The sequence below is a fragment of the Bacillus cereus group sp. RP43 genome (genome assembly GCF_040459645.1).
GTDB lineage: Bacteria > Bacillota > Bacilli > Bacillales > Bacillaceae_G > Bacillus_A > Bacillus_A mycoides_C.
This window is the reverse complement of record NZ_JARVHQ010000001.1, coordinates 4142421-4158705: the sequence shown is the minus strand read 5'-3', so window position 1 is coordinate 4158705 and position 16285 is coordinate 4142421. Positions and strand designations below refer to the sequence as shown.

The window sequence follows — 16285 nt, the reverse complement described above, 5'->3', positions numbered from 1 at the left end:
TCATTTAAATTATAAATTTTCTGATAATTATTTTTCAATACATAGAAAAGAGGTGATAATATACAATTTGGATAATTGTATAAATATCCCAAATTTATAATTTGGCAAGGGAGAGGCGAAGGTATGGGAATGAATATAGTAACGAAGGAGCAAATGAAACATTCTTTAGATGATTGGTATCGTGTAATGTTGCAGCAACATATAGAGAAAGCTACAGAAATGAAAGAGGAGATTGATAGTAAGATTAGTGGTTTGGAAGTAGATCAAGATGTATTGCTTTATCATGCGTTATTGAAATTCAGATATGATGCATTAGTTGATTGGATTTCAATTAGAGAAGATAGTTTCGATAAAGTGGAATCTTTTGAAATTCCAGCAGAAGGATTTTTAGCGTATTACTACTACTTTTTTAAAGGATTTCATAGTACATTAATTTCAAATTATAACGAAGCGAAAGAACAGTATGAACAAGCTGAGAAGCTATTGAAATATATTGCAGATCCGATAGAGCATGCGGAGTTTAATTATCGGATGGGGAATTTCTATTATCAAAAATATGACCAAGTTCATGCAATAGATTACTTGAATAGAGCCAAAGCGGTATTCTTGAAATATCCAGGCTATGAAATAAAAGTAGGATTATGTGAAAATGCTTTTGGACTATGTTGCGTAGACATAGATCACTATGAATTAGCGGAAGAGAACTTTAATGCTGCTATGGAAGTATTGCAAAAAGCAAATCAAAAAAAATATACGCTAATGGTTCGACATAATTTAGCTTGGCTTTATGCCAGTCAAAACCTTTCAGAATTAGCGATTCGCCATATATCTGAGGTGACAAAAAATTACCCAGAACATTTTAAAGCCTTGTTTGTAGAAGCACGTGAACATTACAAATTAGGAGAATATAATTTAGCGAATCCAATTGTTGAAAAAGGTTTAAATATTTGTATTGATTTAGGTGAAAAAGAATTTCAACATCGGTTTAAAATTTTGAAAGAACTCAATGGAAATTCTTCTATATCAATTATTGAAGATGTAATTTTAAAAGGCCTTTCTTATTTTGAGAGAGAAAGATTATGGGATTGTATTCAAGAATACACTGAAATTTTAGCAATGAAATTTTATGAGGTTGATGATCATGTTAAGGCAAGTAAATATTTTTATATGAATAATAAGGCTCAAAAAAATATATTGGAAAAGGGAGCGTTAAACTAATGAAGAAATTTCGTTTAGCTATTGTTGGTGCTGCATTAGTAGGGGGATTATCAATTGGATTCAATAGTTCTTTTACAAATCAAGCTGTAAATATAGGTGACACGGGAGGGGCGCCAGCAAGACTAGACTACGTTAATATAGGGGACACGGGAGGAGCACCAGCAAGACCAGACTACATTAATATAGGAGATACAGGTGGAGCACCAGCAAATAATAAAGGCGATGGAGGAGCGCCAGCTAACTTCAATAAAGGAGACGGTGGCGGTATTAGCAAGCAAGATTCACACGCTGATCATTTTTAAACTAAATAATAAAGTGAAGGGACCTCACAACGAGGTCCCTTTTCTTTTTACGGTTAAAAAGAATTGACTTACTTTTAATACGTAACTATAATGGTTACATAACAACCATCTGTAATAGCGGTGAGTAATATTTTTTTAATATAATTGTAACTGCTATGGTTACAATTAAAAAAGAACATAAAACGACCAAAAAATGTAAAAACTTTAAATAGCAACATGAGAAAGGAGACGGGGATTTTGAAACGGTTTAAGTTTTATATGATTAGCGGTATTGTGCTCGTTTTGTTAATAGTATGTAACTTCGTTGATAAACCGATTGCGAAGGTTGAAGAAGTGAAGGATACTGTTATGATGAAGATAAATACGAAAGAGAAGATGGCGCAGATTGATGGACAGACGATTTATTTTAAGCAAATTGGTGAAGGAAAACCGCCTTTACTTATGCTTCACGGGTTTGGTGGTTCTTCAGATGGGTTTAGTGATATTTATCCGGAACTCGCGGGAGATCATACGATTATCGCTGTTGATATTTTAGGATTTGGGCGTTCTTCTAAGCCGATTGATTTTCAGTATTCGTTTCCCACGCAAGTTAATTTATATTATAAGTTAATGAAGAAACTTGGATATGATCAATTTGCGGTACTTGGTCATTCGATGGGGGGAGAGATGTCGCTTAATTTAGCGTACCTATATCCAGACGCGGTTACCCATCTCGTTTTAGCGGATTCTACAGGGATTGAATCTTTCCAGCAAAAAGAAAGTTATGAAGTGACGCCACTATCGACGGACTTACAAACTGTAACAGAGATTACGGATTATAATAAAAATGAAGTGAAAAATAGTCGTGATGATAAAGAGCATTACGATCAGCTTACGAAAATGAGAGAGCGCCGCATTGCGATGGAAGCCGATAAAATTAAGGTGCCGACTTTAATTATTTGGGGTAGGCACGATAAGAGCGTTTCTTGGAAAAATGGTGAACTGTATCATCAGTTATTCGCAAATAGTACGTTTCATATTATTGAAAAAGGATACCACGCACCGTTCCGTCAGGAGCCAATCGAGTTTATGGAATATGTACAAGCGTTCTTCGCGAAGAATCCACAATAAATTTTAAGCATAAATCCACTTCTTTCCTCATAGAGTGAAACTAATAAGGCTTGTCTAAGGAAAGGGATGAACGAAAGTGGAAACTTTACCATGGTGGATTTATCTTGTAATCATTGGGATAGTATTAAGTGGCTACATGGTTTTATATACTTCGAAAAAAGAGCAAGAGATGGATAATGATTTTATCGAAAAAGAAGGCGAAGTATATATGAAGCGCTTAGAAGAAGAACGAGAGAAACGGAATCAGGATAGTGATAAAGATTCGGTATTACTTTAATAGAAACTTGTAAAGAAGAGAAAGGGATTTCTCTTCTTTTTTATATGTTAGTTTGTTGGATACTTCCTTTTAAATTAAGGTCGAATCAAGCTTTATTGGATTGTTAAGGAAAACCCTTGTATGCATAGGCATAGTAACCATCCAAAGCCCAATTCATACACTATGGTGGAGGCTTTTTACTTAATAATCGGATGAAAAAGGAGTGTAATGATGAAAAAACGTACTGTTAATGAAACAGGAGGGAATGTGCCACAACCAATCCGCAGTGATGGAGCAGGTGCGATTGATTCTGGGCCACGTAATGTTATGCGGGATATTCAAAATCCGAATATGCTCGTGCCGCCTATTACGGATGCGGGATTAGTTCCTAACTTGAAATTTTCGTTCTCAGACACTTCTATGATTTTAAAACAAGGTGGGTGGTCTCGGGAGATTACTGTTAGGGAACTTCCGGTTTCGACTACGATTGCTGGGGTAAATATGAGCTTAACGGCCGGGGGAGTACGTGAACTTCATTGGCATAAAGAGGCAGAATGGGCGTATATGCTTTTAGGACGGGCACGAATAACTGCAGTTGATCAAAATGGACGGAATTTTATTGCTGATGTTGGTCCAGGGGATCTTTGGTATTTCCCACCTGGAATTCCGCATTCCATTCAAGGATTGGAACATTGTGAATTTCTACTCGCATTCGATGATGGACACTTTTCTGATTTATCTACCTTAGCTATTTCCGACTGGTTTGCACATACGCCAAAAGAAGTTCTATCGGCTAACTTCGGAGTACCAGAGAGTGCTTTTAACTCCATTCCTACAGATCAAGTATATATTTATCAAGGGGAGGTACCGGGTTCGCTTGAGAGCCAGGAAGTTCAGTCGCCAGAAGGAGAAGTTCCTTTAACGTTTAAACATGAACTGTTAAAACAAAAACCGATTAAGACACCTGGTGGTAGCGTTCGAATTGTAGATTCTACGAATTTCCCTATTTCAAAAACAATCGCAGCAGCGCTCGTTGAAATTGAGCCTGGTGGAATGAGAGAGCTTCATTGGCACCCGAATAATGATGAGTGGCAATATTATCTTACCGGGCAAGCGAGAATGACGGTGTTTCTTGGAAATGGTACAGCTCGTACATTTGATTATAGAGCTGGTGATGTCGGATATGTACCGTTTGCGACTGGACACTATATTCAAAACACAGGCAATGAAACATTATGGTTTTTAGAGATGTTTAAAAGTAACCGTTTTGAAGATGTATCGTTAAATCAATGGATGGCACTGACTCCTAAAGAAATAGTGGAAAGTAATGTACATGTTGGCCCGCAATTGATGGATTCTTTACGTAAAGAAAAGTGGCCTGTTGTGAAATATCCGGGTTTTTCTTATAAACCGAAAACGGATGAGTAAACATGGATATATGCGTTATTCTTTCTGGAGAACTATAGGAAGGAATGGCGTATTTTTTATGTCTAGTCCTGTCTTTACTAGTATTCGTTATTTGTATTATTGTTCGGGAAATTATTATAGAAGAAAAACATATGAAATCTGCATGACATAGAGTATGAAACGGCGCCATTATAAGGTGTAACGCACAAGTTGCGTAAGTTACGCAACGACAACTAGCTTTACTCTTCATCATTTATTTGCCCATACTAGACGTAGAGAGGTGATAAACACAGTATGATTTTTAGTGAACGCTTAAAAGAAGAAAGAGAAAAACGAAATTGGTCGCAAAATGATTTGGCTGAAAAAATTCATGTAAGTAGGCAGTCTGTTTCGAAATGGGAGACGGGAAAGAACTATCCGAGCATTGAAATTATTATTCATTTAAGTGATCTGTTCGGTATTACAATTGATGAGTTATTGAGGAGTGATGAAGAGTTGACGCAGAAAGTAATTGAAGATAGTAAACAATTAGCATATCCAAAATGGAAGGTGTTTTTTGATAGTCTATTCATGCTGGGGGTATTTTTGTTTATTACAAAAATCGTTGTATGGATGGTAAATAAGTTTGCAGGAGCAAGCATTACAATTGTAGCAGATGCACCATATGTAATGAATTTTTTACCGCTCATATTAATGGTTATAGGTGGTACGGTTTCTGATAAGCTGAAGAAAATATATAGATAAGAGAAAGATTTGTAAGAAATCCCCTACACTAGCTGTTCTTTTCACTTAAATTGTGTACTATAAAGGATAGGATGATATAAAGAAGGGGACATTTAGAATGGAATTTCATGAGCAAAAGATTTTGCCGGCAGTGAGGCAAATTAAAGATTTGGAAAAGCTATTACATAGTTCGTATGAGTATATTGTTATTTTAGATATTCATGTTGGTCAATTGAAGAGTGTTGTGTCACTTGCGAAGCAACATTCTAAAAAGGTGTTTTTACATGTTGATTTGATCCATGGGTTACAAAGTGATGGGCATGCGACGGAGTTTTTATGCCAAGAATATAAACCGTACGGGTTATTGTCAACAAAGGCGAGCGTAATTATGAAGGCGAAGCAAAAGGGTGTCGTCTCCATTCAACGCATCTTTTTAATTGATTCTAGTGCGATGGAAAAGAGCTGTAATTTGCTAGAAAAGACGAAGCCGGATTATATAGAGGTGCTTCCTGGTGCGCTAACGGATGTGATCGCTGAAGTGAAAGAGCGTACAGGTGTACCGATTTTAGCGGGTGGTTTCATTCGTACTGTGGAGGATGTTGAAAGAGCTTTAAACGCTGGTGCGACAGCAATTACGACATCGAAAAAAGAACTATGGAAACATTACCAAAAAAAGTGACGAAAATGTGAAAAAATTCTGTTGACACCGCTTTCATTAGAGGTTAACATTATAGACAAGTTAATAAACGTGACGGAGAAAAGAAGAGATCCACATTTTATTGTTTCTATATATATTATATAGAAGCATGTAAGCTGTGGATCTTTTTCTTTTGAAAAAAAACGAATGGCCATTCATTTTACCTCTATCACTTTTCGAAAGCATTTAAATTGATTGTGGAGGGATTTTATGTCAGCATTTTTAGGGGAATTAATAGGGACAGCGTTGTTAATCTTACTTGGTGGCGGCGTTTGCGCTGGTGTAAGTTTAAAGAAGTCGTTTGCGAAAGATTCTGGTTGGATTGTAATTACAATGGGTTGGGGTCTAGCGGTTGCTATGGCAGCGTATGCAGTTGGATCAATTAGTGGGGCACATTTGAATCCGGCTTTAACGATAGGACTTGCTTTTAAGGGAGCGTTCCCATGGAGTGATGTACCTATGTATATCGCAGCACAAATGATTGGGGCAATTATCGGGGCAGTTCTCGTATATTTACACTACTTACCACACTGGAAAGAAACAGAAGATCCAGGAACAAAGTTAGGTGTATTTGCAACAGGTCCGGCAATTCCGAACACATTTACAAACCTTTTAAGTGAAATGATTGGAACATTCGTTTTAGTATTTGGTATATTAGCAATTGGAGCAAATAAATTTGCAGATGGATTAAATCCATTTATCGTAGGTTTCTTAATTGTAAGTATTGGTTTATCATTAGGTGGAACAACAGGATACGCAATCAACCCAGCTCGTGATTTAGGTCCGCGTATTGCACACTTCTTCCTTCCGATTGCAGGAAAAGGCGGTTCAAATTGGAAGTATGCATGGATTCCAGTAGTTGGTCCAATTTTAGGTGGATCACTTGCAGGTTTATTCCATCAAGTTGTATTTGAAGGAAAACAAAATTCAGCACTTATTTATGTGATTATTGCAACTGTGATTGTACTAGCAATCTCTTATATGACAAGTAAAAAAAGTGGAACAACTACAAAAAGTAGAAAAGTAGCATAGGGGGAAACCGATATGAAAAAATATATTCTTTCATTAGACCAAGGAACAACAAGCTCACGCGCAATTCTTTTCAATAAAGAAGGAAAAATCGTTCATTCAGCTCAAAAAGAGTTTACGCAACATTTTCCAAAGCCAGGCTGGGTAGAGCATAACGCACAAGAAATTTGGGGATCTATTTTAGCAGTTATCGCAACTTGCTTAAGTGAAGCGGATGTAAAACCGGAACAAATCGCTGGTATCGGTATTACGAACCAACGTGAAACAGCGGTTGTATGGGATAAAACAACTGGAAAACCAATTTATAACGCAATCGTATGGCAATCTCGTCAAACAGTTGAAATTTGTGATGAGTTAAAAGAAAAAGGTTATAGCGATATGGTTCGCGAAAAAACAGGTCTTTTAATTGACGCATACTTCTCTGGTACGAAAGTAAAATGGATTTTAGATAACGTTGAAGGTGCAAGAGAAAAAGCGGAAAACGGCGAGCTATTATTCGGAACAATTGATACATGGCTTGTATGGAAATTGTCTGGTGGTAAAGCGCACGTAACAGATTACTCAAATGCATCACGTACATTAATGTTTAACATTCACGACTTACAGTGGGATGATGAGCTTCTAGACATGTTAACAGTACCAAAGAGTATGCTTCCAGAAGTACGTCCATCATCTGAAATATATGGAGAAACAATTGATTATCACTTCTTCGGTCAAAATGTACCGATTGCAGGTGTAGCTGGTGACCAACAAGCAGCATTATTTGGACAAGCTTGTTTCGGTGAAGGTATGGCGAAAAATACTTACGGAACTGGTTGCTTCATGTTAATGAACACAGGTGAAAAAGCAGTTGCTTCTGAGCATGGCCTATTAACAACAATTGCATGGGGTTTAGATGGTAAAGTAAATTACGCATTAGAAGGAAGTATTTTCGTAGCAGGTTCTGCAATTCAGTGGTTACGTGACGGAATGCGCATGTTTAAAGATGCAAGTGAGAGTGAAGTGTACGCTTCTCGCGTTGAATCAACTGACGGCGTATACGTTGTACCAGCATTCGTAGGATTAGGTACACCGTACTGGGATAGTGAAGTGCGCGGCGCTATGTTTGGTGTAACACGCGGTACGACGAAAGAGCATTTCATTCGTGCGACGCTAGAATCTTTAGCATACCAAACGAAAGATGTATTATGTGCAATGGAAGCTGATTCAGGTATTAAACTGAACACATTACGCGTTGACGGGGGAGCAGTTAAGAATAACTTCTTAATGCAGTTCCAAAGCGATATGTTAGACGTACCTGTAGAACGCCCGGTGATCAATGAAACGACAGCTTTAGGGGCAGCATACTTAGCTGGTCTTGCGGTTGGATATTGGAAAAATCAAGACGAAATTAAAGAGCAGTGGCATATGGATAAACGCTTTACACCAGCAATGGAAGCGGAAACAAGCGAAGAGCTATATGCTGGATGGAAAAAAGCAATTGAAGCAACAAAAGCTTTCAAATAATCATAAACAGTGTTATAATGGTGACAAGTTAATAATTCGGTAGGAGATTTGGAGAGACCACAACACGCTATAGAGGCGAAATCTATAGCGGAGTTCGTGGTCTCTTTTTTCGTTATCAAAGGGAGGAATTACCATGAAATTTTCAAGTAAACAACGTAAAGACGTATTAAATGGAGTAAATAAACAAGAGTTAGATGTGATCGTAATTGGTGGAGGTATTACTGGTTCTGGTATTGCATTAGATGGGGCAACACGCGGTTTATCAACGATTGTGTTTGAAATGCAGGACTTTGCAGCAGGTACATCAAGTCGTTCAACGAAACTTGTACACGGCGGTTTACGTTATTTAAAACAACTTGAAGTGAAAATGGTAGCAGAGGTGGGGAAAGAGCGTGCGATCGTATATGAGAACGGTCCCCATGTAACAACACCAGAGTGGATGTTACTTCCGTTCCATACAGGCGGCACGTTCGGGTCATTTAGTACATCAATTGGTCTTCGTGTATACGACTTCTTAGCAGGTGTAAAACGAAGCGAGCGCAGAAAGATGTTTAACCGTGAAGAAACGCTGAACAAAGAACCTCTTGTAAAACAAGAAGGATTAAAAGGCGGCGGTTACTACGTAGAATATCGTACAGACGATGCGCGTCTTACAATTGAAGTAATGAAAGAAGCGATTGAACACGGTGCGAAAGCTGTTAACTACGCAAAAGTAGACAGTTTCTTATATAAAGATGGAAAAGTATGCGGTGTACGTGTAATCGATTTACTAGACGGAGAAGTATATGAAGTTTACGGTAAGAAAATTGTAAACGCAGCTGGTCCTTGGGTAGATACACTTCGTGAAAAAGATAACTCGAAAAAAGGTAAAGTACTACAGTTATCAAAAGGTGTTCACTTAGTAATTGACCAAAAACGTTTCCCATTAGGGCAAGCGATTTACTTCGATACACCAGATAAACGTATGGTGTTCGCGATTCCTCGCGGAGGAAAAACGTACGTAGGTACAACAGATACGTTCTATGATAAAGACGCAGCTGTACCGCACATGACAACAGAAGATCGCACATACATCATTAATGCGATTAACTATATGTTCCCAAGCGTGAAAATTACAGAAAAAGATGTGGAGTCAAGCTGGGCTGGTGTACGTCCGTTAATCTATGAAGAAGGTAAGAATGCATCTGAAATTTCTCGTAAAGATGAAATTTGGACTTCTGAATCTGGTTTAATTACAATCGCAGGTGGTAAATTAACAGGATACCGCAAAATGGCTGAAATGGTAGTAGACTACGTAACGAATCTATTACAAAAAGAAGGTCATAGTGCATATCCGAAGAGCGACACGAAACATATGCCAATCTCTGGTGGTCATGTAAGTGGTTCACACGGATTCTCGGCATTTATCGCGAAAAAAGCAGGCGAAGGTACGAAATACGGTTTAACAACAGCGCAAGCGGAAGAATTCGCGAAATTCTACGGCTCTAACGTTGACGTACTGTTCGACTTAGCAAAAAAACATAAAGACGAAGCGAAAGAATACAACATGCCGCTTGACGTTCTAATCCCGCTTGTATACGCAATGGATTACGAAATGACAGCGAAACCAGTTGACTTCTTCGTACGCCGCAGAGGCGCTGTATTCTTCAACATCCACTGGGTATATGAGTGGAAAGAAGCAGTAATCAACTACATGGCTGCGAAACTTGGCTGGAGCAAAGAAGAGCAAATGAAATACACAGCTGAACTAGAAAAAGCACTAACAGACGCTGTAATTCCTGTAGATCAACAAGAACAGGCAGCTGCGTTAGCGTAAAATAGAGAAACACCTGAAGGAGAGCCCTTCAGGTGTTTTTTATCTTGACTAAAAATAAATAGAATGTGTTACAATGATGATAGAGTATGTAGTATGAATTTTGCATAAAATAAAGAAGACAGAAGCCTGAGAAACTTCTGCCTTGTGTAACCTAACTTGCTATTGTGGTGGTAGTAGGTGCGGTTATAAGACAATTACATTAACGTTTTAGCCGAGAACCGCCCTTACCTTTTCCACGAAGCAGGGTGGTTCTCGCTTTTTTGTATACAGAAATTAGCCACGGACCGACGTATCTTCTACCGATGACAACGCCAGCTCCGGTTAGGATACCATACACTAATTTAATTACAAACATCGCGATCATTTTATCACCTCCCCCCTTTTTTCAAAATGGAAGAGATGATTACCACACCTACTAGTTATAGCTTATTAAGTTACATTTCAATTGTATTATGTTTTAAAATAGGGAACAAGACATATGGATGAAAATTCCTATCTTTAAGCAGAGCATTAGTGTCAGGGGACAAGAAGCAAATAAATATTCATAAAAAAACGGTATGGACATTGCCATCCGTATTTTTTTATGCATTTATAAAACTTTTCCATAGAGTGCGTCGTCTAATATATGGGAAGGAGGAAATGATGTGGATGAATTAACGGTAGAAGCGTTTGAAATAGAAGATAAGGAGGACCTTATCGACGAAATAATGAACAAGCATGGACAAGAGGTCTTGCAGCTTGTGTATTCATATGTGAATAATAAAGAGGTTGCGGAGGACTTAACGCAAGATATATTTGTGAAATGCTATAAATCTCTTCATACATACAAAGGAAAGTCAAATGTAAAAACGTGGTTATGGAGAATCGCCATTAATCATTGTAAGGACTATATAAAAAGTTGGTACAACAAAAAGGTAATCGTTACAGAAGATGAATTTACGTATATTGGGAGTCAAAAAGAAAGTGTTGAACAAACTGTTATTCAAAATGCAGAGGACCGTAGGCTGGCTTCTGCAGTAATGAATTTACCGATAAAATATCGAGAAGTCATTTATCTATTTTATTATGAGGAATTATCAATTAAAGATATTGCTATTGTAATAGAGGTGAAAGAAAACACGATAAAAACGAGGCTGAAAAGAGCGAAGGAGCTTTTGAAGAAAGGATTGGAGGAATAATCAAATGGAAGATAGATTAAAAGGCCTACGAAAATCAATGGAGAATACAACGTTTAAACATTTGAGTTTTTCTAATCAGCATCGAAAGCAGGTGCGCGAAAAAATCAATCAATCAAACGAAAAGGAAGAAGATATCCTTTTAGCAGTTTTACAACTCCTCGGTAATGAAAAAACAGGATACGAACTGATGCAGTTATTACGGGGAAGAGGGATTCGGAAATTCGAAGGAAATGAAGGTTTTTTATATACCGTATTACATCGTCTAGAACAGAACCGTTTTATCCAATCAAGTTGGGATCAAGCAGGGGTGAAATATTATCAATTAAATGATAAAGGAAGAAAGATGCTACGAAAGGCAGAGAAAAACTCTACAAAGGCACGGTTTATATTAAAAGGCTTAGTACAGGAGTGAGGCGGAATTGAATAAAAAAAGGGAGCGTTTTTTAAGCGAAGTTACCAATCATATTAAATCAAAAGAAGCAAAGAGCTTTGTGGCAACTGAACTAGATTTTCACATGAAACAGGCGAAGAACACGTGGATAGAAAAAGGATTAAGTGAGGAAGTTGCTGAAGATAAGGCCGTTGAACAAATGGGAAGTCCAATTAAACTAGGGCAAGAACTTAACAAACTGCATAAGCCAAAGGTTGATTGGTTCTTAATTGGTTTATTAGTGGCTGCTATGGGGTTAGGTTTTTTGCCGGTTATAACTTTTGGACATGCTGACTTATTAATGAATAAGGTGATATTTGTTATTCTCGGTGTTGTAACAGCTATTGGGATGATGCTATTTGATTATCGGAGGTTAGAGAAAATCGGGTGGCTGTTTTATACAATTGGCGTACTTATCTTGTTAATGATAAAGTATTTTCCTACTGCTTTTTTGATTGGAGAGCCATTAATAAAAATTGGTTCCATCACAATTGACTGTTTAATGACGATACCATTCTTCTTTCTAGCCTGGGCTTCTTTTTTCAATAACAGTAGATTAAAGTTTATACATCTTCTCATGTTGTATTTATTTTCTTTATATTTATTTCTAACTACATCAACTCTTTTACCACTGTTCATCTATATCACGATGGTATTTGTTATGCTTTGGTGGAGTAAGCTAGGAAAGAAAACGGCATGGCTCATTACAATGTTACCGATTTGTTTCTTTATTATTAGGGATTTATTTTCCTGGTCTGCCGTAAAAGAATACCGGATAGCTAGAATTTTAGGGTTTTTAAACCCAGAGCATGATCAATGGTATTTACGTTTAAAAGAGGCAATGGCATCGGCAGGTTGGTTTGGTACATATGGAAATATAAAGTCTATCCCTGCTACCCATACTGATTTTGTATTTGCAAGTTTGACTTACTATTATGGATATGTGCTTGCGCTAGTTCTTGTCTTGATTCTTTCTCTTTTTGCAGTAAGAATAATGACCATATCTTATAAAATAAACGATCGATATGGTAAATTGCTACTCGTTGGTGGAGTAACTCTTTTTGTATTCCATTTCATTTATAACGTGGGCATGATTTTAGGATTATTACCACGTGTTTCTATATCATTACCTTTTATTAGTTATGGATTAGTACCAACTCTGTTTCACGCATTTATAATGGGAATCGTGCTAAGTGTATATCGGCGTAAAGATATGTCGTTTAGAATGAGAAAAACACCTTGATACTTATTATAAGTTGTATATGATCAAGTACAAACGTAAATAGATAGCAGAAGAGGGTTATGATAAATAACCCTCTTTTACTATTTAAATAAGTGAACTCGCTTTAATAGAAGTACATAATTCAGAACGAGAAACTGATTCAGCTAGTTGCTGTAAATAGGCGTATTCTTCTGTGTTTTTTTCGGAAGTGTTAGGATCCAATAAAGGCGAAGAAAGAAGTACATCAATCGTAAGTATGTCTGCATCATGAGAAATGATGTTATAACCTGCAAATACAGGTCGTTTTAAGTCCTTTACTTTTTGAATCATCTGATGAAATTTCGTAACATTTATATTGATTTTTGCTAATGGAAAGCATTTTTGGGTGGGATTCTCGATGGTTTTTCTAATTTTATAATCGTATACGTAATAGTATTTCTCGTGCTGCTCAAGTGCTTGCAACTCTTTGGTTAATAAGTGGTATTTGTCTGTAAGTCCAGTTGTGAGTGCATCATGTTCTTCGTCAACTAATAATGTGAAAGGTCTTGGTGATGAGATTGAAATGGTGCGGACGTTTAGGTCGGTAAAAGTAGAATTAGACTTTAAAATGGTATGTAATTTTTCGGCAGGAAACTCACCGTCACAAATAGCGATAAAATAATGATTCATTTTTTCACTCCTTACTTTTTTCTAAAATGATATATTCTATTTTAAAGGTGTAAATCCTGCATAAAAAAGAAACACCTTGATTCGTATCAAGGTGTTGTAATAAGTTCAAAACTCTCTGAAGCAGCCCCGAGTATAAAAGGACTAACCTCGCCAACGCTATAAAGTTGTAATTCATGCATAGCCCGCGTACAAGCGGTGTAAAACAATCTACGAACGCTCTCATCACTGTACACATCTTTAGAAGCATTATAAATAATAACAGCGTCAAATTCGATACCCTTCGCTAAGTAAGCAGGGATAACGACGATGCCTTGCTCATACTCGGCTGAGTTACTTTGCACAAGTTTTATATTCTCGATATGACTGAGTGCCTCGTAGGCAGCGGCGCTTTCAGCTGCAGATTTACATATAATTGCGATTGTATTGTGCTGTTGTTTTTGTAGTTCAGCAACTTTGGCAGTAATATGCTCGTGCAGTTCGCTGTTATTCGATACTTTAGTTACTGTAGGTTTTTCGCCGTCACGTTCAAATGCGTGAATGTTCTTGCCTTCTGGTACGAGAGCACGTGTAAATTCAATGATCGGTTTTGTTGAGCGATAGCTACGAGTTAAGTTGATGCCGTTCGTTTCATCTGGTCCGTATAAGCTAGTAAGTGTATTGAAATTCACTGCTTCACTCGCATGGGCAAATATCGCTTGGTTAAAGTCTCCGAGTACAGTCATTTTTGCAGCAGGGAAGAGACGTTTTAAAAACTCGAACTGAAACGGAGAATAATCTTGCGCTTCATCTACGAGAACGTGTTTAATCGATCTGTTCGTTTGGAAGCCTTCAATTAACTCTTTTAAAAGTAAAAATGGAGTTGCATCCTCGTAATATAGCTTTCCTTCATCAAGCATGTTCACCGTTAGTGAGCAAATGTCGTCCCATTCTTTCGGCTTTTCTCCAGTAACCCATGATGCATCTGTGAAGAGTTGTTTATATATGCCTGTAAAATTGATGAAACGCAATGTTTGAACGCCTTTACGTAACGGTTTTAATTTTTTACGGACAATCATACGTCCAAGTACTTTCGTTTCTTTCTCATAATCATTAAAGGAGTTGTCGTCAAACTCGCCCTTTTTCTGCAAGTATTTATAAGCCTTTTGATATTCATCTTTACTAAGTAATTCAATTTCTTCTTCTACCCAAGGCTTTTTCAGTTCTGCTTTTTCAAGTGCATCTATTTGCTTATTTAGCCAATCTGTTAACTTCTCAATTCGACTATGGAAGCGGAGGGAGAAGTCAGTATTATAAAATTGCTCTGCGATTTCTTTAGCGGAGGCAATCAGTTTTCCTCTAAATTTCATTCCTCTAAATAGCATGCCTGAAGATTCAAGAGATTGTCTGTATGCTCTAATCATTTCGAAAAATTGAGTAGATGCTTTAAATCGAATGCTCGCATTTCGAGTTTTATAAGCAGGGCTATTCGTTTCAGTTAGCATATATTCTAATTGCTCATAAGGGTCTTCAACGTCAAATGACTTACTTAGTCTATGGTTTAAATATTCCTGGAATGTAACTTGCTGCATATTCTCTTCACCGAGTTCTGGCAATACGTTAGATACGTAGCTGTTGAACATGGAGTTAGGGGAGAAGAGAATGATTTGATCTGCTTTTAGCCATTCGCGATATTTATATAGTAAGTAAGCGATTCGCTGCAGAGCAGCTGATGTTTTACCACTACCAGCAGCGCCTTGCACGATAAGTAGTCGCCCTTCATCGTGACGGATAATTTCATTTTGCTCGCGCTGAATCGTAGCAACGATACTTTGCATATGTTTGTTTGTACCTTTTCCGAGCGCTTGTTGCAGGATTTCATCGCCAATTGTAAGGCTCGTATCGAACATAGAATCAATCTCGCCATTTTGAATAATGTATTGCAATTTCTTTTCCACATTACCGTGGATTACGCCTCCTGGTGTACTGTACTCAGCCGGTCCTGGTGGATAATCGTAGTAAACACTTGAAATGGGTGCGCGCCAATCGTATATAAGAAAGTTTTCTCCGCTTGCATCGGTAAGTGTAGCAACGCCGATATAAATTTGTTCTGCACCAACTTCTCCTTCTTCTTTGAAATCGATTCGTCCGAAGTAAGGTGCCTTATGCATACGTCGTAGTGCGGCAAGTCGATTAAAGGTGTGCTTATGGGTGATTTGTGTTACGGCTAGTGACTGAGCTTGTTGTCTTAAGTTGATAACTGTTTCAAGATAATCGTCAAAAGTATCAGTGTTAACTTTTACATCATCCCAGAAGTGTTTACGAATGTTGATTACTTCTGCCCGGCGTCTGCCAGTTTCGCTTTCCAGTTTATCAATTTGCTCCGTAATTGTTTCTATTACGTTATCTAATCGTTTTTGCTCTAAATCAAGTTTTTTGTTCATACGGTAAGCACTCCTTTAAAAGTGAAAAATAGAGGTTGACTGAAGATGTGTTTTGGTGTACAATTAAGATACGGATAAATACGTTCTTTGTATTTTCGAAAACGTGTTTCTGTACTAATTTAACATAGTTTTTTAATTTAATCAATGATAATAAGATAAACCTTGGTTCCGCATGTGGTGGGACCAAGGTTTTTTGTTTTCCTTTTTAAAAGAGGAGAGGGCACTCATGTCTGATTTTGTCGGTAAGTCGATATAATAAGAGTTGCGATTGATATATTTCAATTTGCGTCGATATATTTGCA

Annotated in this window: 16 protein-coding genes; 13 read left to right on the top strand and 3 right to left on the bottom strand. The window is 37.5% G+C overall.

The annotated features are described in order from the left end of the window. Positions 1–123 precede the first annotated feature (123 nt). From QCI75_RS21690 to glpD, 10 genes are all read left to right on the top strand, one after another. Positions 124–1218: a response regulator aspartate phosphatase gene (locus tag QCI75_RS21690; protein ID WP_353761144.1), complete on the top strand. Its 1095-nt coding sequence runs from the start codon at positions 124–126 to the stop codon at positions 1216–1218. Further along, on the top strand, positions 1218–1520 hold the full coding sequence (locus tag QCI75_RS21685; RefSeq protein WP_353761143.1) for a Phr family secreted Rap phosphatase inhibitor: 303 nt from the start codon (positions 1218–1220) through the stop codon (positions 1518–1520). Before QCI75_RS21690 ends, QCI75_RS21685 begins: the two co-directional genes overlap by 1 nt. A 237-nt stretch (positions 1521–1757) precedes the next feature. Beyond that, complete coding sequence (locus QCI75_RS21680) at positions 1758–2630, top strand: alpha/beta fold hydrolase (RefSeq protein ID WP_144505597.1); 873 nt, start codon at positions 1758–1760, stop codon at positions 2628–2630. A gap of 76 nt (positions 2631–2706) precedes the next feature. Then, the gene (locus QCI75_RS21675) at positions 2707–2907 is read left to right on the top strand and encodes a sporulation YhaL family protein (protein WP_002087191.1); all 201 of its coding nucleotides are present in this window, start codon (positions 2707–2709) and stop codon (positions 2905–2907) included. 210 nt (positions 2908–3117) lie between these two features. After that, positions 3118–4314 carry an oxalate decarboxylase family bicupin gene (locus QCI75_RS21670; protein ID WP_144505598.1) on the top strand — a complete coding sequence of 399 codons (1197 nt, stop codon included), beginning with the start codon at positions 3118–3120 and terminating at the stop codon, positions 4312–4314. A 273-nt stretch (positions 4315–4587) separates the two neighbouring features. Then, entirely contained in the window at positions 4588–5037 is a 450-nt protein-coding gene (locus tag QCI75_RS21665) for a helix-turn-helix domain-containing protein (protein ID WP_078174800.1), read from the top strand. Between the two features lie 97 nt (positions 5038–5134). After that, complete coding sequence (gene glpP / locus QCI75_RS21660) at positions 5135–5695, top strand: glycerol uptake operon antiterminator GlpP (protein WP_000394295.1); 561 nt, start codon at positions 5135–5137, stop codon at positions 5693–5695. 228 nt (positions 5696–5923) lie between these two features. Further along, on the top strand, positions 5924–6745 hold the full coding sequence (gene glpF / locus QCI75_RS21655) for a glycerol uptake facilitator protein GlpF (protein WP_144505599.1): 822 nt from the start codon (positions 5924–5926) through the stop codon (positions 6743–6745). A 12-nt stretch (positions 6746–6757) separates the two neighbouring features. Beyond that, entirely contained in the window at positions 6758–8248 is a 1491-nt protein-coding gene (gene glpK / locus QCI75_RS21650) for a glycerol kinase GlpK (RefSeq protein ID WP_144505600.1), read from the top strand. A gap of 133 nt (positions 8249–8381) precedes the next feature. Further along, on the top strand, positions 8382–10064 hold the full coding sequence (glpD, locus tag QCI75_RS21645) for an aerobic glycerol-3-phosphate dehydrogenase (RefSeq protein WP_144505601.1): 1683 nt from the start codon (positions 8382–8384) through the stop codon (positions 10062–10064). Positions 10065–10263: 199 nt separating this feature from the next. Here the strand turns inward: glpD and QCI75_RS21640 are convergent, their stop codons facing one another. Then, complete coding sequence (locus tag QCI75_RS21640; RefSeq protein WP_000561154.1) at positions 10264–10428, bottom strand: hypothetical protein; 165 nt, start codon at positions 10426–10428, stop codon at positions 10264–10266. A 280-nt stretch (positions 10429–10708) separates the two neighbouring features. On the opposite strand from QCI75_RS21640, the gene QCI75_RS21635 reads away from it, so the two are divergent. The 3 genes from QCI75_RS21635 to QCI75_RS21625 are packed head-to-tail and all read left to right on the top strand — an operon-like array spanning position 10709 to position 12915. Beyond that, complete coding sequence (locus QCI75_RS21635) at positions 10709–11242, top strand: sigma-70 family RNA polymerase sigma factor (RefSeq protein ID WP_144505602.1); 534 nt, start codon at positions 10709–10711, stop codon at positions 11240–11242. A gap of 4 nt (positions 11243–11246) precedes the next feature. Further along, the gene (locus QCI75_RS21630; RefSeq protein WP_144505603.1) at positions 11247–11654 is read left to right on the top strand and encodes a PadR family transcriptional regulator; all 408 of its coding nucleotides are present in this window, start codon (positions 11247–11249) and stop codon (positions 11652–11654) included. 7 nt (positions 11655–11661) lie between these two features. Continuing rightward, positions 11662–12915 (top strand): FtsW/RodA/SpoVE family cell cycle protein, encoded by a 1254-nt coding sequence (locus QCI75_RS21625; protein WP_353761142.1) that lies wholly within the window; start codon positions 11662–11664, stop codon positions 12913–12915. A gap of 84 nt (positions 12916–12999) precedes the next feature. Here QCI75_RS21625 and QCI75_RS21620 read toward each other — a convergent pair whose 3' ends face one another. Together QCI75_RS21620 and helD are read right to left on the bottom strand one after the other, a co-directional pair. Further along, positions 13000–13563, bottom strand: a complete 564-nt coding sequence (locus tag QCI75_RS21620; protein WP_144505605.1) for a hypothetical protein — start codon at positions 13561–13563, stop codon at positions 13000–13002. Between the two features lie 86 nt (positions 13564–13649). Then, entirely contained in the window at positions 13650–15983 is a 2334-nt protein-coding gene (gene helD, locus QCI75_RS21615) for an RNA polymerase recycling motor HelD (RefSeq protein WP_353761141.1), read from the bottom strand. Between the last annotated feature and the right edge of the window lie 302 nt (positions 15984–16285).

Excerpts from the sequence above, each read along its gene's own strand:
- QCI75_RS21690 (WP_353761144.1), top strand. The coding sequence starts at position 124 with ATGGGAATGAATATAGTAACGAAGGAGCAAATGAAACATTCTTTAGAT.
- QCI75_RS21685 (WP_353761143.1), top strand. The coding sequence starts at position 1,218 with ATGAAGAAATTTCGTTTAGCTATTGTTGGTGCTGCATTAGTAGGGGGA.
- QCI75_RS21670 (WP_144505598.1), top strand. The coding sequence starts at position 3,118 with ATGAAAAAACGTACTGTTAATGAAACAGGAGGGAATGTGCCACAACCA.
- QCI75_RS21665 (WP_078174800.1), top strand. The coding sequence starts at position 4,588 with ATGATTTTTAGTGAACGCTTAAAAGAAGAAAGAGAAAAACGAAATTGG.
- glpP (WP_000394295.1), top strand. The coding sequence starts at position 5,135 with ATGGAATTTCATGAGCAAAAGATTTTGCCGGCAGTGAGGCAAATTAAA.
- glpF (WP_144505599.1), top strand. The coding sequence starts at position 5,924 with ATGTCAGCATTTTTAGGGGAATTAATAGGGACAGCGTTGTTAATCTTA.
- glpK (WP_144505600.1), top strand. The coding sequence starts at position 6,758 with ATGAAAAAATATATTCTTTCATTAGACCAAGGAACAACAAGCTCACGC.
- glpD (WP_144505601.1), top strand. The coding sequence starts at position 8,382 with ATGAAATTTTCAAGTAAACAACGTAAAGACGTATTAAATGGAGTAAAT.
- QCI75_RS21640 (WP_000561154.1), bottom strand. The coding sequence starts at position 10,428 with ATGATCGCGATGTTTGTAATTAAATTAGTGTATGGTATCCTAACCGGA.
- QCI75_RS21630 (WP_144505603.1), top strand. The coding sequence starts at position 11,247 with ATGGAAGATAGATTAAAAGGCCTACGAAAATCAATGGAGAATACAACG.
- QCI75_RS21620 (WP_144505605.1), bottom strand. The coding sequence starts at position 13,563 with ATGAATCATTATTTTATCGCTATTTGTGACGGTGAGTTTCCTGCCGAA.
- helD (WP_353761141.1), bottom strand. The coding sequence starts at position 15,983 with ATGAACAAAAAACTTGATTTAGAGCAAAAACGATTAGATAACGTAATA.